Raw genomic sequence first — 23137 nt, forward strand, 5'->3', positions numbered from 1 at the left:
TTAATGGTGGAAAAATAATTGATCTAAAACGCCTGAAAAAATCAGGAAGCTGAAACAAACTGCTTGAAAGGTTAAGAAAATTGCCAGAGCCTTCGTAAATTTATTGGAGGGCAATTGTTTTTTATGTTTCTTTTTAAATCTGAGCCAAGCATCCGTCAGGCAAATCAAGCTAGCATGATAAAAGCCATATAGCAGATAATACCAAGTGAGACCGTGCCAGACCCCCATAATCATAAAGAGGGCAAAGTAACCGACATTTGAGGCGACAATCCGACTTTTAAAGACCTTCTTTTTAATCAAAGTGAACATCAGGCGCATGTAGATAAAATCTCTAAACCAAAAAGACAAAGTCATGTGCCAACGATTCCAAAACTCTTTGATATTGTCAGATATAAAGGGCTTATTAAAGTTTTTCGGTGTGTCATAGCCCATCAGGTTACTGACACCGACTGCGAATAAACTGTAGCCGGCAAAGTCAAAAAACAGATACATGCTGTAACAATACATGTATAAAATCAAGCTCCAAGAGAAGAATCCTTGATGCATCAGGCTTTTATTTAACAGCGGTAGCCAAACCTGACCGAAATAATAGCCGAGAATAAATTTATAGAAAAAGCCTAAGAAAATGCTCCAGATGCCGCGGTTTAATAACCCGGCATACATCTCTCTGGTGGGTGGCTCCAACAAATCTTTTTCAAAGCGGCGATACCGGTCAATCGGACCAGATGAAATCGTCGGGAAAAAGAGTAAAAACTGAATGTATCGCAATGGATGGTATTCTTTAATCGTGCCATCCCGCATTTCCATAATCATTTGAACTGATTTAAAGGTTAAATAGGAAATACCTAAAAAGCCAAAAATCGCTGCTGCTCCGCCATCGACAAAGGGAATTACTTTGACTAAGGTCAGCGGCAGGATTGCCAAAGCAACCGCTAAATAAAAAATTCCTGAGGCATTTTTTTGCTGCCGATAATGATGATAACACCAGACTAGCAGGGTTTGAAAAACCACATAGCCAATTAAAGCGAGGCCCTGCTGCCAGTATTTGCCGCCAAAACTAATGTAAAGAAAAATTAAAGTAATTAAACTTTGATACCAACCCCAGCGCTTGCCCTTGATTAGTAAAATGAAAATCATTGGCAACAGCGCAACGGCTAACCAAAGAAAGTATATGGGATTCGCATAAGGAATCACATGAGGCCAACTCATCAGCTGTTTACCTCAGCAATCAAGCCTTTACGATCGACCTTGCCATTGGCGGTCAATGGCAATTCCTCCACGTAAATAAATTTTTGTGGAACCATATAGTCCATCACTAAACTAGCTAATTCCTCTTTAATCGCTTTGGTCAATTTGAATTCTTTTTCAAACTCATTTGCCTCGGGTACGACATAGGCGATTAATTGTTCCACTTTATTTTCAACATATTTGGGTACGACGGCGGCTTGTTTGACTAAGCTGACATCATCTAGATGATGATCAATATCTTCTAGCTCAATCCGGTAGCCGTGAAATTTCACTTGAAAATCGATGCGGCCTTCATAAATTAACAGGCCCTCTTTGGTCATCGAGCCACTGTCACCGGTATGATAAGCCGGTTCTCCGCCATATTCAAAAAAGGCGGCAGCTGTTTTTTCAGGATTATTTAAATAACCCTTTGAGACACTCGGACCGACAATGACAATCTCGCCAATGGCGCCATTTTCCAACACCCTGCCCTCTTCCATAAATAAAATTTGCGTGTCCTCTTTGACATAACCAATCGGAACTCGATCATAATTTTCTAAAAGCTCACTGGTGATTTCAACTCCTGAAACAGCCACGGTTGCTTCAGTCGGTCCATAGGTATTAAAAATTTTCGCTTGAGGAAAACGAATCAATAATTCCAAAGCTGTTGATTTCGGCAACTCTTCTCCACAAAATAGAAAAGTCTGCAAACTAGGAACATGCTGGCCATCAAAGGTCGGCTCCATCAAACAAATTTTGATAAAGGACGGCGTTGAAATCCAAACATTGATATCAAGTTTTGGCAATGTGCTAAACAAACGACGAAAATCATTGATGGTTTCCTTTTTCATCGGTACCAATGACCCTCCTGAAGTCAAAGCTGGATAAATTCCCATCACGGATAAATCAAAGGAGTAAGGTGCTTGTGACAAAAAACTAGCGCCCTCTGGCAAGTCAAAGTCAGTCAGTTCCCAATTGACAAAGCTCAATAAGTTTTTGTGGGATATCTGTACGCCTTTTGGCACACCTGTAGTTCCTGAGGTGAAAATAATATAATACGTGTCATCTGGCTTAACGATTGAAAAATCTTTTACCTCAGCCTTATTTTCAAAAATGGCTTGTAATTCTAAAGGTGAAATAATTGGAATTGCATTGATTGTGGGACCCGCCCAGTCCGCTACTGCCAAAATGGCCGCGGGTTTGGCAACTTGTAAAATCAGCTCTACTCGTTCTTGAGGGGTATTGCTTTCAATCGGGATATAAGCCCGCCCGGTTTTTGAAGTCCCCAGAAAGGCGGCCAGCATTTCAAATTCTAATTCACCATAGACGACGATTGGGCCGGCTGCCTTTATTTTGCTCGTTAAAAAAGCAGCAACTTGATCTGAATATTTTTTTAATTGTCCATAGGTAAACTGGCTGGTTTCATCGCGATAAGCAATCCGCTGTGAATCAGTTACGCCATAGCTATCAATGGTTGTTACAATATTGGTCAGCATCTTGCCACCTCCTAAAATTCATTGTAAATAAATGTGCCACCTTGAATATTTTTGTAATGGTATAAATAGACGAGCATCACGACGACTGCGAAAAAAAATATAGTTTTTCCGACAAATTTCAGCCAATAATTAACGGCTTCATTGGACCACCAATTTTTAATTAATTTCATATGCGCCCTCCTGTAAAAAACTCTTGATCTGAGTACATTGTTAGTATAAAAGCTAAAGTTAAATACCCAACCGCCAAAAGATAAACAATTGTTAAACTACTGATTAATTATCATGAAATTTTCTCGTCGTTTACAATTCAACCTGCTTAAATCGTCTTAAAGCTAGCCGATAAACCACGATTGAAGCCAAAATTGTTAGCCCAAAAATCAAAAAAAACTGGCCGATTGTAAAAATATGTCCGGAATAAAACGTACTGGGAGCTAAAATCCGCAATTCCTTTTCCTTAAAAACTGTCAGCTCAATTTTTTCTAAAACAAGCAAGCTATAATACACAATTATGTTAATCAAAAAAGCAACGCCAGCCTGTTTAACAAGCAACACGACTAGAAAAGCTAATGGAATGATTGGTAAAAATCCTAAAAAACTACTGGCATAGACAAACAGCACTTTAATAACTGAAACAGCTGTCAAGCCACTAAAGCTTAAGGTCACTATTAAGCTCACAATGAAACTCACTCCGTAAACTAATGAAATAATCCCTAAGGTAGCCAGCATTTTCCCTAAAAAAATACTGCTTTTAGAGGCGGATTGTAAAAACCACAGGCGAATTTCCTGATTTTTCAAGGCTTTACCTATCAATTGATTGCTGCAAAAAAAGATAATCAAAGGAATTATCACAAGCTCCAGACAATGCAAAACAAAAAAAGGATAGGCACCACCATGACTTTGCAGTCGAGGAGAAAAAATTCTGACAATAAAAAAACCACTGATAATTGCCAAACAGATGATTAGCAAGGTTCGTTTGAACCAACTTGAGCTTCGAAAACGATTAAAATCCAGCTCAAAAGGAATCAAAAAACTCATCGCATAACCTCCCCTCCCGTGTAAAAATCATAAAATTCAGCTAATGTGCTGAAGGTTTTATGGATGTCTGCTTGGCTACTGGTGACTGTCAAATGGCCCTGATGGATAACGGCAATCTCCGAGGCTGCCTCTAAAGGCGGAACCAACTTTTCAGCAAGCATAAAAATCGTTTTCTGCTGAGTAGCTTCTGCTGAAAATAACGCTATCAATTGTTGTATCTCGTTGTCATTTAAACCTTCGAAAGGCTCTTCGACAATTAAAATTTCCGGATTGTGTAACAAAGCAATAGCCAAAGCTAACTTTTGTCGTTGAAAGCTGGTTACAGCATCAGCTCGCTGCTTTCTGACTTCTGCTAGAGCTAATTTTTTTAATAAATACTCCTGCCGTACCTTTGAATAATTTTTTTGAAACCGGCCAATAGCAGCGATATTTTCTTGAACGGTCAATCTTTCTTGTAAAATATCTTGACTCATAACACCGATTTTTTGAAACGCCTGGCTGCGCTGTACTTCTTGGCTAATATCAAAATGATCAAGGAAAATCTGACCAGTTGCAGGTATTTTTAACCCTAGCAATAGCTGGACCATTTTTTTTTCAGTGGCACTGGTTAATCCAGTCAACACAAAAAAAGCGCCTTGGGCAACTGACAAATTGAAATCACTAAAAGACTCATCTGGTTGTTCCGTAATCAACGAGACGTCTTTAAATTCGATTGCTGCCACTTGATCACCTCCGCTCATTTTATTGAAGCCAGTTTAGCAAAGGAAAATAAACAAGACGTCATGAAGTGTTAAACAAAAGATAAACTTTTTTGGAAATCAAAAAGGTTACTGAGGACTGGCCGTCTTTGAACCCGCCCTCCCTGATATCCAAAAAGCCAAGAGATCCATTGGTGCAACAAATGTTTACGGCGGAATAGGCTCATGGAATGACCAGTTAAGAGAAGACTAAAAGCCCCCTCGAATTAAAGCTTTTTACGAAATATACTCATAGAATGATTTCACCAGATAAACTTCTCCGCAGAAAGCCTTATCTGCCAAATATCGAAAAATTTCAGATGCTTTTTATCAACAGCGAGAAGGGTTCGCCAAGATATTGAGCCAAATAAAATAGCCTCAAAAATTATTTTTCATAGCACCGCGGCCAAAATAATTTTTGAAGCTATTTTTTAGTAGATACTTTTTCTTATCGATGTAGAAAATTTTTCTAGTTTCGTTATGAAACCAGCTGGAATTTTCAGGGAGCAAAGCGATAGCCGGCACCCCAGACAGTTTGCAAGTGCTGCGGATTACTGGGATCTTTTTCGATTTTTTCCCGCAAACGATTGATGTGAACCGCCACCGTTCGCAAATCACCGATGGCATCAAAGCCCCAGATTTTTTCATAAAGTTCTTCTTTACTAAAGACCATCTCGGCATTTTCCATCAAGAATAATAGCAGCTCATATTCTCGATGCTTTAAACTAACCTCTTGTTCGTTTACAAAAACGCGATGGGTTTTAGGATTGATTGTGATGGGACCTTTTTTAATGGTATCTTGACTTTCATTGACAGCTGGACCTTCAACATGGGCCTTGATTCGGTCGTATTGGGCCAAGTTGGCTTTGACTCGAGCAACTAATTCTGTTGGCGAAAAAGGTTTGGCAATATAGTCATCTGCTCCTAAGCCTAAGCCCCTGAGCTTGTCAATTTCTTCAGTCTTGGCGGTTACCATAATAATCGGGACGTCCACCTTATCGCGGATTTGTTTGCAGATTTCAAAACCGCTCATTCCCGGCAGCATTAAATCCAGTAAAATTAATTGAAATTGATTGCTTAAAGCGGCTTGATACCCTTCCAGGCCGTCTGCCAAAGCGGTTACCTGATAGCCTTCGATTTCTAAAAAATCAACTTCAATGCTAGCAATGTCTGCATCATCTTCTACTACCAAAATTTTCTTGCTCATCTTTTGTCCTCCTTAAACAACGGCACTTTAATCACAACACCAAAGCCGCCTTCTTCCGGCAGGAAGGCGCTAATCTCTCCGCCGAAGCCTTCGATTGTCTTGCGGGCAATTGCTAAGCCTAAGCCGCTGCCATCACTGGGATTGCTGCGGGCTTGGTCACTGCGATAAAAAAGTTGAAAGAGCTGCGGTAAATTATCTGCAGCAACGCCTGGGCCATTATCTAACAGCTGAATTTCTAAATAATCCGCTTTTTTCTGATAGCTGATATGACTAATCGTCAGCTGTTTATCAGAATATTTTAAAGTATTTTCCAATAAATTCGTTAAGACACTGCGCAATTGAGCCACATCAATTTTAATTGGCAAACGTTCAGCAAATGGCCCAGTTAAATTAACCTGCAAGCCGCGGTTGTGATATTCCTGCTGCACCACTTGTAAATAATCCTGTAAAAAATCGCTGGCATTGATCACTTCAAAATTAAAGGGAAACTCGCCAGTATCCAGTTTTGAAAAAAGAAAGAGCTGATTAATGATATGCTCCATATCTTTGGTTTTCCGCTTGATGGTTGCAAAATATTTATCCCGCATCGCCGGTGTGGCCGCCACACCTTTTTCTAAACCTTCAAGATAGGCTTCAATCGAGGTGAGAGGCGTCCGCAGGTCATGGGAAATACCAGCGACTAATTCCCGCCGACTATTTTCATTTTGATCTCGTTCATTAATAACCAATTCCAACCGCTGAGCCATCTGATTGAAGTCAGTCATGATAGGAGCAAACTCGTCATCTTTTTGATAGTCAATTTGATAATGTAAATCCCCCGCTTTAATCTGCTGAAAGCCAAAAGCCAGCTCCTCCAGCGGCTGAGTGATACTGTTAGTCAAGCGCTTCGTTAAAAAGCGATTCATCAGATAAATCACCAGCAATACGGCAATTAAAATCAAAATTAAAATATTCGACATGGCAACGTCGTAATCTTTATCCCAAATTGGATTTTCATAATACAAATCATTGGTGTAATTTGTATTAAATAAAATCACATCGTATTGAGCCGTTTCAAAACTGGCGACAAAAAGCTGATCGACAATATAGGTGTGGTCGCCGTCTTCATTTAAAGCGACCGCCAGTAAATTACTATCCGGCACCTCCCCTATTGAATCGATTAACTCACCGTTTTGATAAACTAAAAGAGCGATGCTAGTGGAAAAATAATCTTGATAAAAATCCTCGACATCTTCAATGATTTGCTGAGTGTCGGTGTCTGCTCCCTCCCAAAAATTAACCAGCTTTTCCACTTGGGCATACTGCTCACGAAACTGATAATTTTCATCTGAAGCATTTTGATAGCCGCCCCAAAAATATTCGTAAACAAAAACTAAGGCACCAGTCAGCACTAATAAACTCAATAATACTGGCACGACAATCATAATAATATGGGAGATAAATAACTTGCGCTTAATGGTCATAGGCTTTCCTCTTACAAAAAAATTAAAATCTGAATATCATTGAACTGCTAAAATGTCGTGGCTGTATTATTAAATGGCTGTCAAAGAATAAATATCCTCCGCCAGTGTCGCAACGTCGCTTAAGCCAACTTGATTTTCCAATAAAATCACAATATTTTGAAATTGCCAGTCGGTGTAGATGATGGAGGTATAAGCACCTAAAACACCGGCGCTTTCCAACTGCTCTCCCTGCCAGTAGCCAGCACTATAGCCGCTGTCAGTTTCTAAAAGTTCGGAAAAAGCTTGGCTGCTAATTAGCGTTTGCTCCCGCAACGCCTCTTGGACTTTTAATAAATCTTCTGCAGTCATCAATAGGTTGCCGGCACCTAAAAGGCTGGAGAATAACGGCCGGTCACGAACTAGTTCTGGACCGTAATCAAGATATTCCGTGTTCGTTTCCAAATCGTAATAATAAGGATTGGGAACTGTCAGATTTTCCGGAAGAGTATCCCAAAAATAAGTTCCTTGAAGATTCAAAGGCTGAATTATTTTTTCCGTTAAATACGTTTCATAGTCAACGCCACTAATCTGAGAAATAATTCCCGCCAATAAAGTATAGTTGGCATTGGTATAATAAAAATCAAAATCACCGGTTGAACTTAAACTTTCTAAGACATAATCCAGCTGCTCCGCTTGCGTTGTCAAAACCTCGGCCGGAGCAATCTCGTCCATTTGAATGCCCGAGGTCTGGTTCAAGAGCATGCGCACGGTAATGGCAGAACTATTTTCAATCTGCGGATAAAAATCAGCGAGGCTGTGGTCATAGGATAGCTCACCAGCCGTAACTAGTTGGGCAATTAAAATGCCCGTCAAAGTTTTTTGAATGGAGGCCACAGGAAAAGCGGTCGCTGCTTCGTTTATCTGAGCGTTTGCTGCATCCGCATAACCATAGCCTTGGATGCTAAACAATTGCCCATTTTGAACAATTAAAGCGACACCAGCGAAGCGGTCCTCCGATAAAATTTGATTAATTTTTTCCTTCGTTGCGGCTGAACCATCTAAATCATTGGCTTGGGTTGGTTCGTCTAACATGACTTCACTAGCGGTTGTTGTTTCCGTTGTGGTTTCCGTTGTGGTTTTCGTCGCTATTTGACCGCTGACACTTGGAGTTGCGCTTAGCAAACGCCAACTGACCAAACAAATTAAACCAATTATCAGTAAAGTGCTGCTTAAAATCCACCATTTTTTTCTCAACTAGCTCACCTTCGTCATTTGTTCAATCAAAATAAAAAGTATCTTGTCTGTTTCAACTCGTAATCTGCTTTCACTAAATCCTTTAAAAGCTACACTAAGTTAAATATGCCATATTTTTTCAGAATATGATAATAATTGCACTTTCCACAAAAATAGACTTTGCAAATATTCTTTCTATTTAAGAGTTTACTTGGCTAGCTGCAACTTACTTACCTTCATTTTTTTAACTTTTCACGTAACTATCAACTGCTAAAAGGCAATCGGCTACATCAGCCGCTTCAACTTTAAAAGGCATCCGGCTCATCGTTTCCTGAGGAATTGTCGCCTGTCGCCCCACCTCCAACAGTTGTGAATAATTCGTTTCTAAATGTAACTCAGCTAGGGTCGTCGGCAAGTTTAAATCTTGATAAAAATCAATAAAACAATCTAGCTCCGCTTTAGGACGATTTTCTAAAAAGAGTTGTGTCAGTGTTCCGTAAGCCACTTTTTCTCCGTGGGTCAGCTGCTGAATCTCTCCTGTTAATTTCGAAAAGCCATTGTGGATAGCATGAGCTGCCGCCAAACCGCCGCTCTCAAAACCGATACCACTCAATAACGTATTGGCTTCGACGACTTGCTCAAAGGCTTCTGTCACAACTTTTGCTTGATTTGCCGCTAGTGCTTGCTTGCCAAATTCAAACAAGACAGCTTGGCATTTTTCAGCAATCGCCTGCGCCGCTAAAGTTACGTCGCCGCCTAATAAATTTTTGCCACGACTTTGCAGCACAGCCCGCACCTCGACCCAAGTTGCCAAAGCATCGGCAATTCCTGAGGCCAATAAACGAACTGGCCCTTGGACGATGATTTCGGTGTCAACTAAGACGAGCTCCGGACTTTTTTGATAGTGCTGATATTTTTCAAAAACGCCGTCTTCTGAATACATTACCGAAATCGCCGATGTCGGTGCATCAGTGGAGGCTGTTGTTGGTAAAATAACCACCGGTAAAGATAAGCAATCAGCAATTCCTTTGGCGCTGTCGATTGTCTTTCCGCCTCCCAAACCTAAAACAACATCCACATCCGCACCTCTAGCTTTTGTCAAAATTGCTTGAATAGTTTTTTCAGAAGACTCACCATCAAACGACAGGTGTAAAACGGTGAGTCCCTCTGTTTTTAAATTCTCAGCAAATGCTTCACCGCAAAGTTGCCAGACAAAATCATCGCAAAGTAATAACGATTTTTTGCCAATTTTTTTAATATGAGAAATACCACTTTTCAAAACGCCCTTGCCCTGAACATAACGGACCGGACTAATAAAAATTTTTTCCATATACACACTCCTTTGTGTTTTTTATCACAAGTCTAAATATATGCTAACAAAAAAGCCAGACTGATTCCACAGTGATTATTTAAATCCCTCAGTTGGCTTTATTCTTTATTAAGTTAGTGTTACGCTTTGGCGGCAAAAAATTTATCTTTCAAGTTTTCTAAGGCCAATGTTAATTCTGCTGCTGTTTCTGGTGAATAATCAATCAGTTGAACAGGCGTTGTCACAACATCCATCAAAGAAATCGGCACAATCTGTCCGGCTTCAACCGCAAAACGGATGCGGGGATGATACTCACTGGTGCCGCAATTGCCCGGCACAGCAAACATGATTTCATATTCCTCCGCTGCTAATTGTTTGAAACGATAATAACCATCAGTGAGATAAACTTTTTCCTCAGAAAAATTTTCCTGCAGGAATTTTAGTTCCTCAATTGTCATCTTCACAACTCCTTTTTCAGATTAGTTTAAATTTTTTAAAGCATCCCACATGATTAAAGCCTGCCTCATGCCGGCAACATTGTGGACCCGCACCATTTCAACTCCCTGCTCAAGGGCAAAAAGCGAAGCTGTAACTGAAGCATAGTCTCTTTCAAGGGGATTCGTTTCTCCCGTCACCGTGCCAATCGTGCGCTTGCGGGAGACACCATACAACAGCGGCAGTTTCTCAAAGCGAAAATTTTGTGGCTGAGCCATAATCGCTAAGTTTTCTGCAACAGATTTATGAAAGCCAACACCTGGGTCAAAGGCGATTCGCTCTAATGAGATGCCGTGTTGTTGACATTGCGCTACTTTTTCTTGATAGAATTCCTGCAGGTCGGTTATCAATGAAACTTCTCGGCGTTTACGGGAATGCATAATGACCATCGCAACTTCAGGATTAGCCGCCAACAGCTCCGCCATTCCCGGTTGATCGAGACCTTTTATATCATTGATAATTTCCACACCAGCGCTAATCACTGCTTGGGCAACTTCAGGAAAATAAGTATCCACCGATAGCGGCACAGAAATTCTTTGTTTGACTGCCTCCACCACTGGTAAAATTCTGGCTAATTCTTCGGCTGGTGTTATCTCTTGATAGCCTGGTCGTGTCGATTGGCCGCCGATATCAATCACATCGGCGCCGGCTAGCGCCAAAGCTTCGGCTTGCTCGACAGCCGCTTCGATATCAGTGTAATGTCCACCGTCAGAAAAAGAGTCCGGAGTGACATTTAAAATTCCCATGATTTGCTGTTTTTTTGTAAAATCAAACATTGGCCTGCCTCCTTTTTGTCAGTCTAGTCTTTAAAAGTAAATTTTCCTTGGCTTTTTTCTTAATGAACGCTTAAGCTGGCTAAAATTTGCGGCAAAATTATTTTTAGCGCCTGTATTCTAGGGCTTAAAGCGTTACGCTGGGCTAACGGCAGCTCAGCCAAAGTTTTCTGGTAAGCGGGCAACCATAAAATAGAATCAAATCCGTAGCCCAGCTGACCTCGGGGAGCAACAATCTCACCAGTCAGCGTTTTTTCCACCTGAAATTCTACTTTTCCCCAATAAACCAAAGCTGCATGGAGCACAAACGCGCGATTTTGCTGCGGATTTTTTTGATATAAATTTAAAATTTCTTGATTTTGTTCTGGGGCAGTCTCAGTCTGAAAAAACTGATGAGTCTGCACCCCTAACAGCTGCGGAAAAGCGGCTAATTCTAATCCGCCGTCATCGGCTAAAACCGGCTGCTTCAGTGCTTCTGCATAATACTTGGCTTTCAGCCGGGCATTTTCCAGATAACTTGTGCCGTTTTCAACAGGACTTTTCAGGTCGGGTGCTAATTCATGGAGACCAATTAAATTAATTTGGTCGCCAAAGGATTTTTGCATCTCCTGCAATTTCCCTAAATTTTTTGTTGCAACAATCAAGCTAGTCATGATTAATCGCCGCTAAAAAATCGCGCTTCCACTCCTGATCCTCTTTGAAGGCACCGAGATAAAAGAAGGTTTTCGTTTTACTATCGGGAGAGCGCACTCCCCGCATTTCCATGCATAAATGCTTAGCCTCAATTGAAACCGCCACGCCAGAAACTGGAACATGCTCGGCAATCATTTCAGCAATTTGCCGCGTTAAGTTTTCCTGAACGCTAGGTCGCTTTGCACAGTATTCAACAAGTCGAGGCAACTTGCTTAGTCCTAAGACTTTATTTTCAGAGGGAATATAGGCGATGTGGACCTTGCCGAAAAATGGCAACAAATGGTGTTCACACATCGAATAAAAATGAATATCTTTGACGACCACCATTTCACCGGCACTACCGGCATCAAATAATTTAAAATCATCAAAGTCTGTCGTTAAGCCGCTAAATATTTCTTGATACATGCGGGCAACCCGTTGCGGCGTTTCGACTAAGCCGGCCCGTTGCGGGTCTTCGCCGACTGCCGTCAAAATCTGGGTCACGGCAGCTTCAATTTGAGCAATCTGTTCTGGATTCATTTACCATACCTCTTTTGCTAATCTTACTTCTTGCTGATTTCCACTGGCTTCAATCCAAGCCGCTAAACTTTTTTTGAAAAGCTCTCCATGATAGACATCCTTTAAAGGAATTAAGACAAAGGAGCGCTTTGTTATTTCTTTATGGGGAATAATTAATTCCTCAGTGGTGATGTTCAAATCACCCATCAATAAAATATCAATGTCAATGGTGCGTGGTCCCCAATGAACCAAGCGTTTACGATCCAAGGCCGCTTCTATTTGGTGAATTTTTTTTAATAAATCTGCCGGTTGATAACTCGTGTCGATTTTGATGACAGCATTTAAAAAATCTTCCTGTTGCGTATAACCGTATGGATCAGTTTCATATAATTTTGAGGAGGACAAGACTTCTATTTGAGGATCAGCCGCCAATTTTTCTCTGGCGGCCTTCAATAATTTTAAACGCTCTCCCATGTTACTGCCTAAGGCTAGATAAGTTATCATTTGAAGGCTCTTTCCATTTCGATTTCAATATTGTCAAACAGTCCGGGCATCGGTACGCTGTATTTACGAATTCGCAGCAGTACACTGGTTAAACGGCTGTCAAAGTCCTTTTGAATATCATCTAAAATTGCCGCAGCCAAGCCTTCCATTAAGTTATACGAACTGGTTGTTACTCGTTTGGCAATCAAATCATTAATTTCTGCATAGCTAACGGTATCTGCCACATCATCACTCTTGCCCGCAGCAGTTAAATCTAGTCTTAGTTCCACATCAATTTCGATTTGCTGGCCAAGCACGCGTTCTTCCTTCAAGACACCATTTTTTGTAAAATATTTTAAATTATTTATGCGAATTTTTCCCATGCATTTTTTCCTACCTTCAAAAAAATTTGCTAAAACTTCTTCATTAAATATACAGTTTCAAAAGACAATTGTCATCTTAATAAATCTCTGTTGCCAGTATAAAATTTGAAAAATCCTGTTGACCTGTCACTTGTTGAGACAAGTTTTTTGTATTATAATATATAATACAAACAATACAAAAAAAAGAAAGCAGGTGACACAGTGCTTTTTGAAATCTCCACAACATCAGATATTCCTATTTATAAACAAGTGCGGGACCAAATTATTATCGGCATTGCCAAAGGCCAGTTAAAACCAGATGAGCAACTGCCCTCTGTTCGTCAGCTAGCAGATGAAATTGGCGTGAACAATATGACAATTTCTAAAGCTTACAATCAACTGAAGGATGAGGGATTTTTAATTACCGACCGAAGACTGGGAACCAAAGTCGCCCCATTTAAACCGCAGCCTGGTCCCCTGCCGCCGGATTTATTTTTCCAACTGACCTTGATTTTAGCAGAAATCCGTTTGCACGCCGTCAACACCGAGCAAATAGAAAAAAGTGTCCAACAAATACTAACAGATTTTTTTGAGGAGTGATTCAAATGTCTTTTATGATTCTGATTGAAATTGCACTATTTATTTTAATGGGCTTGATGGGCATCATTCCCAGCCGGCCCCACGCTAATATTATTTTAGAAAACACGTTACCAAAGGATAAGTTAAACGCTCCTGTCGTGAAAGCTTTAATCAAAGACTACCGCAAAGGACTTTTAATTATCACAATAATCTTTAGTTTAACAACAATTCCACTGATTTTTTTGCCTTATGACTCTATTTTATTTACTGGCTTTATGCTAGGGATCTTTGGTTTTCTAGGTACGATGTATCTCTACCAAGTCCATTACATTCATAAACTTCACGACCTGCAAGCTAAAATGGGCTGGCTGTTACAAGCACAGCCGATTTTGATTGATACCCAAGCGATTCAATTAAAAAATCGCAAAATGCTGTCATTCAAATGGTTGCTAGGCAGTCTGCTGCTGACGATTGTCGCAGCAGCCATCTCAATCCTTCAATTGAAGAGTTTCACAATGAACCTCGTGATGATTGTGACGGCAGGAATTTTATGGCTGCTTTGTCTGGCGATGTATTATTACATCCGCCGCTTTCCAGTGAAGGCTTGGTCACAAAAGACTGAGCTCAACCAGCAATACAATGATTTAACGAAATTTTACTGGTCACTGATTACCGTTATCTTGAGCTATCTGTTTGTTCCATTGATTTTACTGCCTTATAGTCTGTTGACTTTTAATCCAACAATTGTGACGATCATTTCGGTAGCCTACTTCTTAGTGCTCTTTATCGGCTGCAGTGCTACGATTGCTCTTTTATTTAAACTGCGGAAAAAACAAGATCAATTAATGGCGCAAACCGGTGAACAACGCTACAGCGGTGACGACCAATATTGGCGCTATGGTATTTATTACAATCCCAATGATAAACGTCTGATGCTACCGGATCGTGTTGGTATGAATATTACCATGAACATGGCAAAACCTGCCGCGAAAATCGGTGGCGGAATTCTCGTCATCTTTTTAGTGGGTATCTTAACTTTTGTGATGGTGCCGCTATTCCAATATGATTTTCAAACGAATTCGATTCGCATGGAAATCACCCAAGAAGATGTCGTAATGACAGCCCCGCTTGTCGGCAAATCCAGTGTGCCCTTTCACGATATTGAGTCTGTTGAACTGCTAACTGACTTGCCAAAAGGCTTAATCCACGTGAACGGCATGGGTACCGAAAACTATGCAACTGGTTCTTTTGCTGGAAATGGTCGCTCGGCAACGCTCTACGTCCGCCTCGATCAAAAGGAGATTATTTATTTGAAAACAGCGGACCGGGATTATTATTTTACCGCCAGCGATGCAGAGGAAACAAAAAAAGAATACCAAGAAATTTTGAAAAATGTCTCTTAATTTATGAGGAGGAGTAAACATGAGTACCGATCTTTTACCAATTCTGATTCCCTTAATTATTTTGGAATTCGCCTTAGCAGCAGCCACGATTATCCATGTGCTACGGCATCCCCATTACCGTTTTGGTAATAAATGGCTCTGGCTTTTGCTATCTTTTGTCACGATTATCGGGCCTGTCCTTTACTTTTCTATCGGGCGAGGTGATGCTTGATGGCCGCCATTGAAGTGAATCATTTGCATCAAAATTTTGGCAAACAGCAAATTTTAAAGGATGTTTCCTTTGAAGTCCCAGAAAAAGCTATTTTCGGTTTTCTCGGGAAAAATGGTGCCGGCAAAACCACCACCATGAAAATTATGCTGGGTTTATTGAAGCCCACTTCGGGAACTGTCAAAATTTTTGACGAGTCTGTCGCCTTTGGCCAAACGAAAACCAACCGCTTTGTCGGCTATCTACCGGATGTTCCAGAATTTTATGATTTTATGAAACCGCAAGAGTATTTGAAACTCTGCGGAGAGATTACCCATATGCCCGCAGCCAAAATCAAAGAACGAAGTGCTGAATTGTTGGAGCTTGTTGGTCTTGAAAAAGAACAGAAAAAAATCGGCGGCTTTTCACGGGGAATGAAGCAGCGCTTGGGCATTGCCCAAGCCTTATTAAATGAACCACGGCTGCTGATTTGTGACGAGCCAACTTCTGCTTTGGATCCTTTAGGCCGCAAAGAAATTTTAGAAATTCTGCTGCGGATTAAAAATAAGACCACTGTCTTGTTCTCAACCCACATTCTAGCGGATGTCGATAAAATCTGTGACCATGTGGCCATCTTAGATCAAGGGGAAATTGTTTTAAACGGCGCCATCCAAACCTTAAAAAATCAACAGCAACAAGAGACGATTCTCTTAGAATTTAAAGATGACGGCAGCCTCAAAAAATTTACAGACAGTGCTGCTCAATCTTTTACAATTGAGCAACAAAATTCTGAACAGTTGAAAATTAGTACCCTCCATGCTGATCAAACTATTTTTGCTCTAATGCAGCTTTTGAACCAGCAGCAACTTGTGCCGGTAAAATTGGAAATCCAAGAACCGACACTGGAGGATTTATTCTTGGAGGTGGTGAAATGAGCGCTTACCTAGCCTTTACCAAAAAAGAAGGTTTGGCGGTATTACGAAACGGCAAATTATTGCTATTAACGGTCATCTTTTTATTACTGGGCTTAATGAATCCTTTGATTGCAAAATTTACTCCGGATTTAATTTCAAGCTTATCATTGGAAGGCATCACCTTGACCGTTCCAACACCAACCGCCTTTGATTCATGGACGCAATACTATAAAAATCTGCCACAATTTGGCTTGATTATTTTAGTGATTGTTTTCAGCAGTAGTCTGACTAGTGAACTGACCAAAGGAACTCTAGTGAACATGCTGACTAAAGGACTCCCTCGGACAACCGTCATTTTTTCAAAGCTGACGGTCAGTAGTCTGTTGTGGACCTTGGGAAACCTGTTAGCTTTTGTTGTTACCTATGCTTATACGGCCTTTTACTGGCCAACTGATCAGCAAAATCATTTGTTCCTAGCAGCAAGCTTTCTATGGCTTTTTGGAATATTTCTTTTGACCAGTATTTACCTCGGTAGTGTTCTTTTCTTTGAAACCAGTGGCACTTTACTTTTTTGCGGCGGACTTGTGGCCTGTCTATTTTTGGCAAATATTTTTCCGAAAGTCAGTGAATATAACCCACTCTACCTAGTTTCACAGAATCTGCAGCTGATTAATGGCAGCCTACAGCTATCAGATTTTTATCCAGCTATCCTAGTCACACTTATTTGGATTATTTTCAGTTTAATTGCTAGCTGTCTAATCTTTAATAAAAAAGCCCTATAAAAAAGAATCGGCTGAAATAATTTCTACAAGCTAGCTTCACTTGTAGAATATTTCAGTCGATTCTTTTCATTTTTATAAAGTGTCTTCTAAATAATAAGCATAATGATAATCATCAACCCAATGATTATTAATCCAAAATTCATTTTTGTAATGGGCTTCTCGAACAAAGCCCAACGCTTCATAAAATTTTCTGGCCCGTGGATTACTGTCCATCACTCTTAAGGAAAGCTTGCCGATATTTTGCTGGCGGGCTTTTTCAATGACCGCTGCAATTAATTTTTTACCAATCCCCTGCCCTTGGGCCTCCTTAGCAACACCAATTCCCAGCTCCCATTGCCGACTGTGGCTGCTCATCGCTGTCGGATTTTGATAGCTGATAAAGCCCAATAAATTATCATCATTTACCGCAACTAAAATTTCCCGATCCTTTTGACTTTTTTCATAGGCATCAAAGCTTAGTTGCTGATTGGCATTGGGGGTATTATCGTTGGTCCACATGTTTTCTTCCAATTTCCATAAAATAGGAATATCACTGTCTTTAATTGCCCGAATCGTTACTGTCATGGCCCACACTCTTTTCTGATCAATTTTCTAAATTATAGCAAACTCCTTGCCCCACAACAAAAATTTGCACCAGTCAAGAAAATTATCTTTACAGTCAAAATGGTCTATGGTAATATTATTTGGTGAGTGTAAACACTCATCTATTACGATATTCCGCTGGGGCAGCTGTCCTATGAATGTTTGGAATAAGGAGAAGGAATAAATGAATCCATTAATTCAAGAATTAACTCAAGAACAACTACGTACGGATATTCCAGCGTTTCGCCCTGGTGACACTGTTCGCGTTCATGCGAAAGTAGTCGAAGGAACCCGCGAACGTATCCAGCTTTTCGAAGGCGTAGTCATCAAACGTCGTGGTGCTGGCATCAGCGAAACTTACACTGTTCGTAAAATTTCAAACGGTGTTGGTGTGGAACGGACTTTCCCAGTTCACACTCCTCGTGTCGCACAAATCGAAGTTGTTCGCTACGGTAAAGTTCGTCGTGCAAAATTGTACTACTTACGCGCTTTACACGGAAAAGCAGCTCGTATCAAAGAAATCCGTCGTTAATATTTGTTTTACAAATCAACGTCAAGCCCTTGAGAAATCAAGGGCTTTTTCTTTTGGTTTGAAACTTTTAGTGTTGCATTTGAATATGAAATACTCGTCCAAACTTAACAAAAAGGATCCTCATTGGCAGGGACCGATGGGCTAGGATGCTAGTTCAACTTTCTTCACGCTTAAACAATTCGTTGCCTATCCCTTAGTTGAACTGTATGCGGCCGGTGCTCTTCAGGAAAAAATTTTCCTGAAGACAAAAAGGGAGCCCATCGGCGGGGACCGATAGGCTAGGATGCTAGTTCAACTACTATCGATTTAACTAATCTCCACCCTCTCCCTTAGTTGAACTGTATGCGGCCCGGTGCTCTTCAGGAAAAAATTTTTCGCTGAAGACAAAAAGGGAGCCCATCGGCGGGGACCGACGGGCTAGGAGTAAAAAATGAAAAAGTGTTTTATTGGGTTTGTTTTAATGGGATGAGTTAATCATAACTTGTAAGTGTGAATTTTTTGTGTACTGAGTATTGTAAAAGTTTGAAAAGTTTATTATGAGTGTATGAAATCTGTTTTTACGTTTTTCTGACCATTAAAAAGTATAGTAAATCAATTAGTTAAAAAGGAGAATTAGTATGAACTTAATTTCAATTTTTATTGGCCTAATAGTAATGGGCATTTCTGTGATAGTAAAGCAAGAGTATTTTTCATTAAATGAGAATCTCAAAAAATACTCAAACTTAGGCGTTATCATTGGATTTATGATAACCATTTTTGGTATTTTAAATTTCTTTTGAGTTTAGCACAGAATTTGATAGGTCAGAATTCCCGTAAATATTAGCTCTTTCTAAGTCTGTTAAGCCCTTTGTTTGTCTCCTTAAATCTTAGATAGATTTTAATTGTTTCACCAAATTCAGTTTTAAAATAAACATTTTTATAAACAAAAAAATATGTTATCCCATTTACTAAAAAAGTTTGATAGAAAAAATTTAAAAGAAATTGCTGGAACTAGATAAATTCTATTGTTTTCATATTGTAATTTAACAAGGAAAACACCGTTAGACTCAAAAGGTAACAGGAAATTGCGAAAATTGTCTAATAGAACACAATTAGATTATGTTCATTCAACGAAACGCTATTTTTTGTGAATCGAAATATCAACACATTACGTTACCATATACCTTAACATATAGTATAGTAAAAGAGTGACAGTATATTGGCAGCAAAATTAAGATTACACGAAAGTTCAGCAGTTAGAATTTTACCAAGTGATAACGGAGCGAAACTAGAAGCCAATCAAGAATATGGCGTCATGGATTTCGAGGATAAAGCGATTTTAATAATTTCAAAAATCAATAAGCGATTCTATCAACTTACCAAGAAAAAAAATCGTATCAATTAATATCGCTTCATCGACCAGTACTGGAATTCATTCAAATTTGAAAGCTGTAGGGAGAGACTATGGAATTAGGGCATAAAATCATTACTTTTAGGATGGTAAATCATCTTTCACAATTTGAACTTTCTCAGAAAATCGGTGTAGGCGAAAAAGAAATATCCGATTGGGAATTAGGAAACATGTATCCAACTGTCCATCAAATAAAAAAATTGAGTGTTGCATTTGGGATTCCATTATTTGAGTTATTGATTGATGATTTGGGAGATATTGAGTTCATTGTCTATCGAACTCCTTTAAAACAATGTTATTGGATTGCGTTTTTTTCTGGAATTGTATCTATCTTTAGCACAGCTATTTTGTATCACCGAATCGGAATTTGGGCATTATACCTGTCAGTTGGCTGTTTAATCATCCAATTATTTTCTATATTCAAACTAATGACGCATAGGGGTTCGAAATTGCTTCAAACCTATGGAGCGATTCTCAGCTATGTTAATAAGAACGGAATATCTGTTGAAGAAAATCCCTTTCTCAAAAGAAGTGAAAAAATAAATTCCGCCGATCTAATCCTACTTCTCATCACAGCAATTAGTATGGGCTTAGTCACCGGAATATTATACTCGATGTTTACTTACTCTTTGTAAAAACAGACTCTTGGTATATCAAGCTTAACAATGATAATTCAGCGTATAAATTGGGGAGTCAGCTTCCATTTTTTTGACTCAATCCCCCCTCTTTTTACACAACGAACTTTTTTAATCCTTATAGTAGTAAAAAATCCACCAAGAACAAAATCTTGGTGGATTAAAACTTTTTAGCAGATAAAATCTGTCGTTAGTGGATTAACCCTAATCGATTTAAACATTGATTCTGTTAAATCGTAAAGTTATCGAATCCCCAAGAAAAATATTGTACAATTGTTCACTGGTAGAAAAAGGTGAAATTTATTACACAACCAAGTAGCCCGCCAACCATTGGTTTGACGAACTACTTGGACTAATCGATATTTTCATAAATGATAGTTATTTTCTTGGAATTTTAGCCGACGTAAGGTGTAAAAACAAGCAATTAATAATGGTAGTGCTGCTAATAACCAGGCAAGGGGGTTGGCTAATACCAGTCCAAAAAAGCCAAACTGTTTCGATAAAACAAAAGCGGCAAGGAATCGACTAAGTAATTCCATTACTCCAGAGACAGTAGGAATGAAGCTTTTTCCAAGCCCTTGCAAAGTAAAACGACAAATAAAAAGAATTGCCAGCAACCAATAACTTAATCCGTTAACCTGTAAGACTTGTGCACCAAGTTTAATAACTTCTAGTTCAGATTGGTTAACAAAAATTCTCATTAAATTACAAGCCGCAAACCAGTTTATAGCACCCATCAACACAGCTATTCTAAGTGAAATCAGAAAAACGCGCTTAAAGGCGTATAGAATACGGTTGACTTTCTTTGCTCCTAAATTTTGACCAGCAAAAGTAGCAAGTGCTGTTCCTAAAGCTTGAACTGGCATAGAAGAGAAAAATTCAATTTTTCCGGCCGCAGTAAAAGCAGCCACCTCTGCGGTTCCTAATAAATTTAAAAAATACTGGATTGCGACTTGTCCCAAACCAATAATTGAGTATTGAAAACCCATTGGAATTCCTAAAGCTAATTGCTTTTTGACTTCATGTTTATTAATTTTGAAATGTTCCTTGGAAAGTTGAAGTAAAGTAAATCGGAATTTGATATAGATCATACACCCAATTGAGGCCACAGCTTGTGCCATAACAGTTGCAATCGCAACTCCTTTTACACCTAAAGGTATTATTTGAACAAAAAACCAATCAAGAAAAATATTTAATATGCAAGCTATAATCAAAAAATAAAGAGGCGTTCGACTATCTCCAAGCCCCCTCAGTACGTTACTAAATAAATTGAAAGCAAAAGAAGCAATTGTCCCTAAATAAATAATTGACAGGTACTGATAGGACAAATCAAAGATTTCACTTGGCGTACGCATAAATACTAATAGTGGACGAATTGCTGCAAAACTGACAACTGTTAAAATAAGCACGATTAAAGCACTTATTACAAGACTAGTACCGAAGCCCTGTTTTACCTTCTCTTGATCTTTACTTCCGAAATGCTGCGATATAATGATGGAAAACCCAGCACCATAGCCTTGGCTAAAACCAAGCACGATAAACATTAGACTTCCTGTTGCCCCAACAGCTGCGAGTTCGTTAACTCCCAAAAATTTCCCAACGATTATTGTATCTGCAATATTATAGAATTGTTGAAATAGATTTCCAATAAGGATCGGAATTGTAAACTAAAAAACTTTTTTTATTGGATTACCATAAGTCAAATCTGTCTCCATAACAATCACCCTTAAACAATTATATCATCATTCATCGTGCATATTTAGTTGATGGTGACAATGTAACCCATGAAATGTGAATAGAATTTTTATCACTTACTATTTTCAAAAAAATCACTAAATCCTTAGTTTATCTACTGCTCTTTTTATTTATAGCGAATAAAAATTGCTACACGCTGAAGTAAATTGGTAGTGAGGTTTGAAGTCAATGAAATCTGTCGTTAATGGACTCATAAAAAGTTTTGTTGTTTATGAAAAGTATTTTCCAGGAGTAACACAGGTATGAACGGAATAATTCAAATTTATTCTTGATTAGTACCTTTTTTTAATGAGATTGGCACCAATAAATCAAGTTGCAGATGCTCTCTATTTGTACTTTCTATGTGGTTGATGGCATTGAGCGTTTCTTCTAGTGCAGGGTCGGCCTCTTTAGAAAGAGGTATAACTCTTGAGCTATAATCAAATTCATATTCCCCATTGGTGAGCACCCATTGCCATAAATTTTCCCACTCATGAAAATCACCAAACTTAATCATTTTAGCCCCATATAATCCACCTTGAAACTGCTTTTTTACATACGGCACATTCACCGCCATTTCCTTTGGTATTGATACCCACATTTCATAACCTTTGGATATGTTCTCATCACCAGCTGGATTATTAAAGCCAAATAAACGAAAATCTGGTTTATTTTCTTTCAACTGGTTTTCTGTGATGAATTTCTGAATTTCTAGTCCTACAGCTTCTTCTCTATTTTGACCCTCTAGGTGAAAAGCTGCAACTGTCATCGGTGGAACATAAATAATCCGTAAATCTTTAATACTCTCAATCGTTTTATTTGCTTCGTCAATAGTCACCAATGGCAAGCTCTCCTTTCTTTTCAATGTTTGAGTGGAGATTTCCTCAATTAGATTTATCACTTGAGTATCATCAAAGTTATTTATTTCGGTATGTTCAAAAGAAAGGTTTTTTAATTCTTCCACAACTATCCTTAAGGCGTGCCGGATAGTTTTTAGTGCAATCATCTCGCTATCAATACCATCTATCGCCTGCTCCAAAATACTAAAAATCTTCTCGCTACTTTTAGATTCTAGAATAATCCGAATCTCCTTTAAAGGAATGCGCAACTTACGAAAAATCACTATTTGCTGTAGGATAATTAAATTCTCAGTATCATACATACGATAAGCATAATCTGGGATTTTTTGACTTTGAATCAATCCCAGCTCTTCATAATATCTCAGTGTTCTTGTAGAAATTTCATACTCCTTTGACACTTGTGTGATTGTCTTTAACTCCATGATGTTCTCCTTTCTATCTCCATGATAAACTGCGACACGACGTTAAAGTCAAGTCTTTCTATAGGGATAGCATGGTTACTTTTTGTCTGCTAAAGTTGAATGATTTATTGAGTTAGAAAATTCTGAG

The 23137-nt window shown here is 39.1% G+C and carries 27 protein-coding genes; 9 read left to right on the top strand and 18 right to left on the bottom strand.

Annotated elements, in window-relative coordinates:
- From dltB to folB, 15 genes are all read right to left on the bottom strand, one after another.
- Nucleotides 1-1209, bottom strand: coding sequence for a D-alanyl-lipoteichoic acid biosynthesis protein DltB (gene dltB / locus AC1Z3S_RS07725; RefSeq protein WP_461739872.1), 1209 nt, complete (start codon nt 1207-1209; stop codon nt 1-3).
- Nucleotides 1209-2723 (bottom strand): D-alanine--poly(phosphoribitol) ligase subunit DltA, encoded by a 1515-nt coding sequence (gene dltA, locus AC1Z3S_RS07730; RefSeq protein ID WP_461739873.1) that lies wholly within the window; start codon nt 2721-2723, stop codon nt 1209-1211. Before dltA ends, dltB begins: the two co-directional genes overlap by 1 nt.
- Nucleotides 2724-2734: 11 nt before the next feature.
- Entirely contained in the window at nt 2735-2884 is a 150-nt protein-coding gene (locus AC1Z3S_RS07735) for a teichoic acid D-Ala incorporation-associated protein DltX (protein ID WP_461737490.1), read from the bottom strand.
- Nucleotides 2885-3023: 139 nt separating this feature from the next.
- Nucleotides 3024-3758: a hypothetical protein gene (locus AC1Z3S_RS07740; RefSeq protein WP_461739874.1), complete on the bottom strand. Its 735-nt coding sequence runs from the start codon at nt 3756-3758 to the stop codon at nt 3024-3026.
- Complete coding sequence (locus AC1Z3S_RS07745) at nt 3755-4480, bottom strand: ATP-binding cassette domain-containing protein (RefSeq protein WP_461739875.1); 726 nt, start codon at nt 4478-4480, stop codon at nt 3755-3757. Before AC1Z3S_RS07745 ends, AC1Z3S_RS07740 begins: the two co-directional genes overlap by 4 nt.
- 514 nt (nt 4481-4994) lie before the next feature.
- Nucleotides 4995-5702, bottom strand: coding sequence for a response regulator transcription factor (locus AC1Z3S_RS07750; protein WP_461739876.1), 708 nt, complete (start codon nt 5700-5702; stop codon nt 4995-4997).
- Nucleotides 5699-7165 (bottom strand): sensor histidine kinase, encoded by a 1467-nt coding sequence (locus tag AC1Z3S_RS07755; protein WP_461739877.1) that lies wholly within the window; start codon nt 7163-7165, stop codon nt 5699-5701. Before AC1Z3S_RS07755 ends, AC1Z3S_RS07750 begins: the two co-directional genes overlap by 4 nt.
- Nucleotides 7166-7234: 69 nt before the next feature.
- Entirely contained in the window at nt 7235-8398 is a 1164-nt protein-coding gene (locus AC1Z3S_RS07760; RefSeq protein ID WP_461739878.1) for a serine hydrolase domain-containing protein, read from the bottom strand.
- A 223-nt stretch (nt 8399-8621) separates the two neighbouring features.
- On the bottom strand, nt 8622-9707 hold the full coding sequence (locus AC1Z3S_RS07765) for a glycerol dehydrogenase (protein WP_461739879.1): 1086 nt from the start codon (nt 9705-9707) through the stop codon (nt 8622-8624).
- A 119-nt stretch (nt 9708-9826) separates the two neighbouring features.
- Complete coding sequence (locus AC1Z3S_RS07770) at nt 9827-10144, bottom strand: hypothetical protein (RefSeq protein WP_461739880.1); 318 nt, start codon at nt 10142-10144, stop codon at nt 9827-9829.
- A 21-nt stretch (nt 10145-10165) separates the two neighbouring features.
- Nucleotides 10166-10957 (bottom strand): dihydropteroate synthase, encoded by a 792-nt coding sequence (gene folP / locus AC1Z3S_RS07775; protein ID WP_461739881.1) that lies wholly within the window; start codon nt 10955-10957, stop codon nt 10166-10168.
- A 59-nt stretch (nt 10958-11016) separates the two neighbouring features.
- Nucleotides 11017-11607: a non-canonical purine NTP pyrophosphatase gene (locus AC1Z3S_RS07780; RefSeq protein ID WP_461739882.1), complete on the bottom strand. Its 591-nt coding sequence runs from the start codon at nt 11605-11607 to the stop codon at nt 11017-11019.
- Nucleotides 11600-12166 (bottom strand): GTP cyclohydrolase I FolE, encoded by a 567-nt coding sequence (gene folE / locus AC1Z3S_RS07785; RefSeq protein WP_461737354.1) that lies wholly within the window; start codon nt 12164-12166, stop codon nt 11600-11602. The genes AC1Z3S_RS07780 and folE overlap by 8 nt, the downstream gene beginning before the upstream one ends.
- Nucleotides 12167-12649, bottom strand: a complete 483-nt coding sequence (gene folK, locus AC1Z3S_RS07790; protein WP_461739883.1) for a 2-amino-4-hydroxy-6-hydroxymethyldihydropteridine diphosphokinase — start codon at nt 12647-12649, stop codon at nt 12167-12169.
- Nucleotides 12646-13011 (bottom strand): dihydroneopterin aldolase, encoded by a 366-nt coding sequence (gene folB, locus AC1Z3S_RS07795; RefSeq protein ID WP_461739884.1) that lies wholly within the window; start codon nt 13009-13011, stop codon nt 12646-12648. Before folB ends, folK begins: the two co-directional genes overlap by 4 nt.
- 201 nt (nt 13012-13212) lie before the next feature.
- On the opposite strand from folB, the gene AC1Z3S_RS07800 reads away from it, so the two are divergent.
- From AC1Z3S_RS07800 to AC1Z3S_RS07820, 5 genes are read left to right on the top strand one after another with little or no spacing between them, the layout of a single operon-like run.
- On the top strand, nt 13213-13590 hold the full coding sequence (locus AC1Z3S_RS07800) for a GntR family transcriptional regulator (RefSeq protein ID WP_461739885.1): 378 nt from the start codon (nt 13213-13215) through the stop codon (nt 13588-13590).
- Between the two features lie 5 nt (nt 13591-13595).
- A complete protein-coding gene (locus AC1Z3S_RS07805; protein WP_461739886.1) occupies nt 13596-14972 on the top strand; it encodes a PH domain-containing protein in 1377 nt (458 codons plus the stop codon).
- Between the two features lie 19 nt (nt 14973-14991).
- Nucleotides 14992-15183, top strand: coding sequence for a PLD nuclease N-terminal domain-containing protein (locus AC1Z3S_RS07810; protein ID WP_461739887.1), 192 nt, complete (start codon nt 14992-14994; stop codon nt 15181-15183).
- On the top strand, nt 15183-16094 hold the full coding sequence (locus AC1Z3S_RS07815; RefSeq protein WP_461739888.1) for an ABC transporter ATP-binding protein: 912 nt from the start codon (nt 15183-15185) through the stop codon (nt 16092-16094). The genes AC1Z3S_RS07810 and AC1Z3S_RS07815 overlap by 1 nt, the downstream gene beginning before the upstream one ends.
- Complete coding sequence (locus tag AC1Z3S_RS07820) at nt 16091-16855, top strand: ABC transporter permease (RefSeq protein ID WP_461739889.1); 765 nt, start codon at nt 16091-16093, stop codon at nt 16853-16855. The genes AC1Z3S_RS07815 and AC1Z3S_RS07820 overlap by 4 nt, the downstream gene beginning before the upstream one ends.
- Nucleotides 16856-16927: 72 nt before the next feature.
- Here AC1Z3S_RS07820 and AC1Z3S_RS07825 read toward each other — a convergent pair whose 3' ends face one another.
- Nucleotides 16928-17419: a GNAT family N-acetyltransferase gene (locus tag AC1Z3S_RS07825; RefSeq protein WP_461737345.1), complete on the bottom strand. Its 492-nt coding sequence runs from the start codon at nt 17417-17419 to the stop codon at nt 16928-16930.
- Nucleotides 17420-17621: 202 nt separating this feature from the next.
- On the opposite strand from AC1Z3S_RS07825, the gene rplS reads away from it, so the two are divergent.
- The 4 genes from rplS (at nt 17622) to AC1Z3S_RS07845 (ending at nt 19994) form a co-directional block, all read left to right on the top strand.
- Nucleotides 17622-17969, top strand: coding sequence for a 50S ribosomal protein L19 (rplS, locus tag AC1Z3S_RS07830; RefSeq protein WP_265456693.1), 348 nt, complete (start codon nt 17622-17624; stop codon nt 17967-17969).
- 617 nt (nt 17970-18586) lie between these two features.
- Nucleotides 18587-18748 (top strand): hypothetical protein, encoded by a 162-nt coding sequence (locus tag AC1Z3S_RS07835; protein WP_461739890.1) that lies wholly within the window; start codon nt 18587-18589, stop codon nt 18746-18748.
- Between the two features lie 419 nt (nt 18749-19167).
- Complete coding sequence (locus AC1Z3S_RS07840) at nt 19168-19353, top strand: hypothetical protein (protein ID WP_461739891.1); 186 nt, start codon at nt 19168-19170, stop codon at nt 19351-19353.
- Nucleotides 19354-19412: 59 nt separating this feature from the next.
- Nucleotides 19413-19994, top strand: a complete 582-nt coding sequence (locus AC1Z3S_RS07845; protein ID WP_461739892.1) for a helix-turn-helix transcriptional regulator — start codon at nt 19413-19415, stop codon at nt 19992-19994.
- Between the two features lie 365 nt (nt 19995-20359).
- Here the strand turns inward: AC1Z3S_RS07845 and AC1Z3S_RS07850 are convergent, their stop codons facing one another.
- The gene (locus AC1Z3S_RS07850) at nt 20360-21655 is read right to left on the bottom strand and encodes an MATE family efflux transporter (RefSeq protein WP_461739974.1); all 1296 of its coding nucleotides are present in this window, start codon (nt 21653-21655) and stop codon (nt 20360-20362) included.
- Between the two features lie 356 nt (nt 21656-22011).
- Nucleotides 22012-23010, bottom strand: a complete 999-nt coding sequence (locus AC1Z3S_RS07855; RefSeq protein ID WP_461739893.1) for an effector binding domain-containing protein — start codon at nt 23008-23010, stop codon at nt 22012-22014.
- Between the last annotated feature and the right edge of the window lie 127 nt (nt 23011-23137).

This window comes from Enterococcus sp. LJL90 (assembly GCF_056924355.1).

What these genes read in the sequence shown, in the direction of transcription:
- AC1Z3S_RS07755 (WP_461739877.1), bottom strand. Translation starts at nt 7,165, where the DNA reads ATGACCATTAAGCGCAAGTTATTTATCTCCCATATTATTATGATTGTC.
- AC1Z3S_RS07845 (WP_461739892.1), top strand. Translation starts at nt 19,413, where the DNA reads ATGGAATTAGGGCATAAAATCATTACTTTTAGGATGGTAAATCATCTT.
- folE (WP_461737354.1), bottom strand. Translation starts at nt 12,166, where the DNA reads ATGAATCCAGAACAGATTGCTCAAATTGAAGCTGCCGTGACCCAGATT.
- AC1Z3S_RS07770 (WP_461739880.1), bottom strand. Translation starts at nt 10,144, where the DNA reads ATGACAATTGAGGAACTAAAATTCCTGCAGGAAAATTTTTCTGAGGAA.
- AC1Z3S_RS07820 (WP_461739889.1), top strand. Translation starts at nt 16,091, where the DNA reads ATGAGCGCTTACCTAGCCTTTACCAAAAAAGAAGGTTTGGCGGTATTA.
- AC1Z3S_RS07750 (WP_461739876.1), bottom strand. Translation starts at nt 5,702, where the DNA reads ATGAGCAAGAAAATTTTGGTAGTAGAAGATGATGCAGACATTGCTAGC.
- AC1Z3S_RS07740 (WP_461739874.1), bottom strand. Translation starts at nt 3,758, where the DNA reads ATGAGTTTTTTGATTCCTTTTGAGCTGGATTTTAATCGTTTTCGAAGC.
- AC1Z3S_RS07780 (WP_461739882.1), bottom strand. Translation starts at nt 11,607, where the DNA reads ATGACTAGCTTGATTGTTGCAACAAAAAATTTAGGGAAATTGCAGGAG.
- folK (WP_461739883.1), bottom strand. Translation starts at nt 12,649, where the DNA reads ATGATAACTTATCTAGCCTTAGGCAGTAACATGGGAGAGCGTTTAAAA.
- AC1Z3S_RS07855 (WP_461739893.1), bottom strand. Translation starts at nt 23,010, where the DNA reads ATGGAGTTAAAGACAATCACACAAGTGTCAAAGGAGTATGAAATTTCT.
- AC1Z3S_RS07810 (WP_461739887.1), top strand. Translation starts at nt 14,992, where the DNA reads ATGAGTACCGATCTTTTACCAATTCTGATTCCCTTAATTATTTTGGAA.
- folP (WP_461739881.1), bottom strand. Translation starts at nt 10,957, where the DNA reads ATGTTTGATTTTACAAAAAAACAGCAAATCATGGGAATTTTAAATGTC.
- AC1Z3S_RS07825 (WP_461737345.1), bottom strand. Translation starts at nt 17,419, where the DNA reads ATGACAGTAACGATTCGGGCAATTAAAGACAGTGATATTCCTATTTTA.
- AC1Z3S_RS07815 (WP_461739888.1), top strand. Translation starts at nt 15,183, where the DNA reads ATGGCCGCCATTGAAGTGAATCATTTGCATCAAAATTTTGGCAAACAG.
- AC1Z3S_RS07805 (WP_461739886.1), top strand. Translation starts at nt 13,596, where the DNA reads ATGTCTTTTATGATTCTGATTGAAATTGCACTATTTATTTTAATGGGC.
- folB (WP_461739884.1), bottom strand. Translation starts at nt 13,011, where the DNA reads ATGGGAAAAATTCGCATAAATAATTTAAAATATTTTACAAAAAATGGT.
- AC1Z3S_RS07765 (WP_461739879.1), bottom strand. Translation starts at nt 9,707, where the DNA reads ATGGAAAAAATTTTTATTAGTCCGGTCCGTTATGTTCAGGGCAAGGGC.
- rplS (WP_265456693.1), top strand. Translation starts at nt 17,622, where the DNA reads ATGAATCCATTAATTCAAGAATTAACTCAAGAACAACTACGTACGGAT.
- dltB (WP_461739872.1), bottom strand. Translation starts at nt 1,209, where the DNA reads ATGAGTTGGCCTCATGTGATTCCTTATGCGAATCCCATATACTTTCTT.
- AC1Z3S_RS07835 (WP_461739890.1), top strand. Translation starts at nt 18,587, where the DNA reads ATGAACTTAATTTCAATTTTTATTGGCCTAATAGTAATGGGCATTTCT.
- dltA (WP_461739873.1), bottom strand. Translation starts at nt 2,723, where the DNA reads ATGCTGACCAATATTGTAACAACCATTGATAGCTATGGCGTAACTGAT.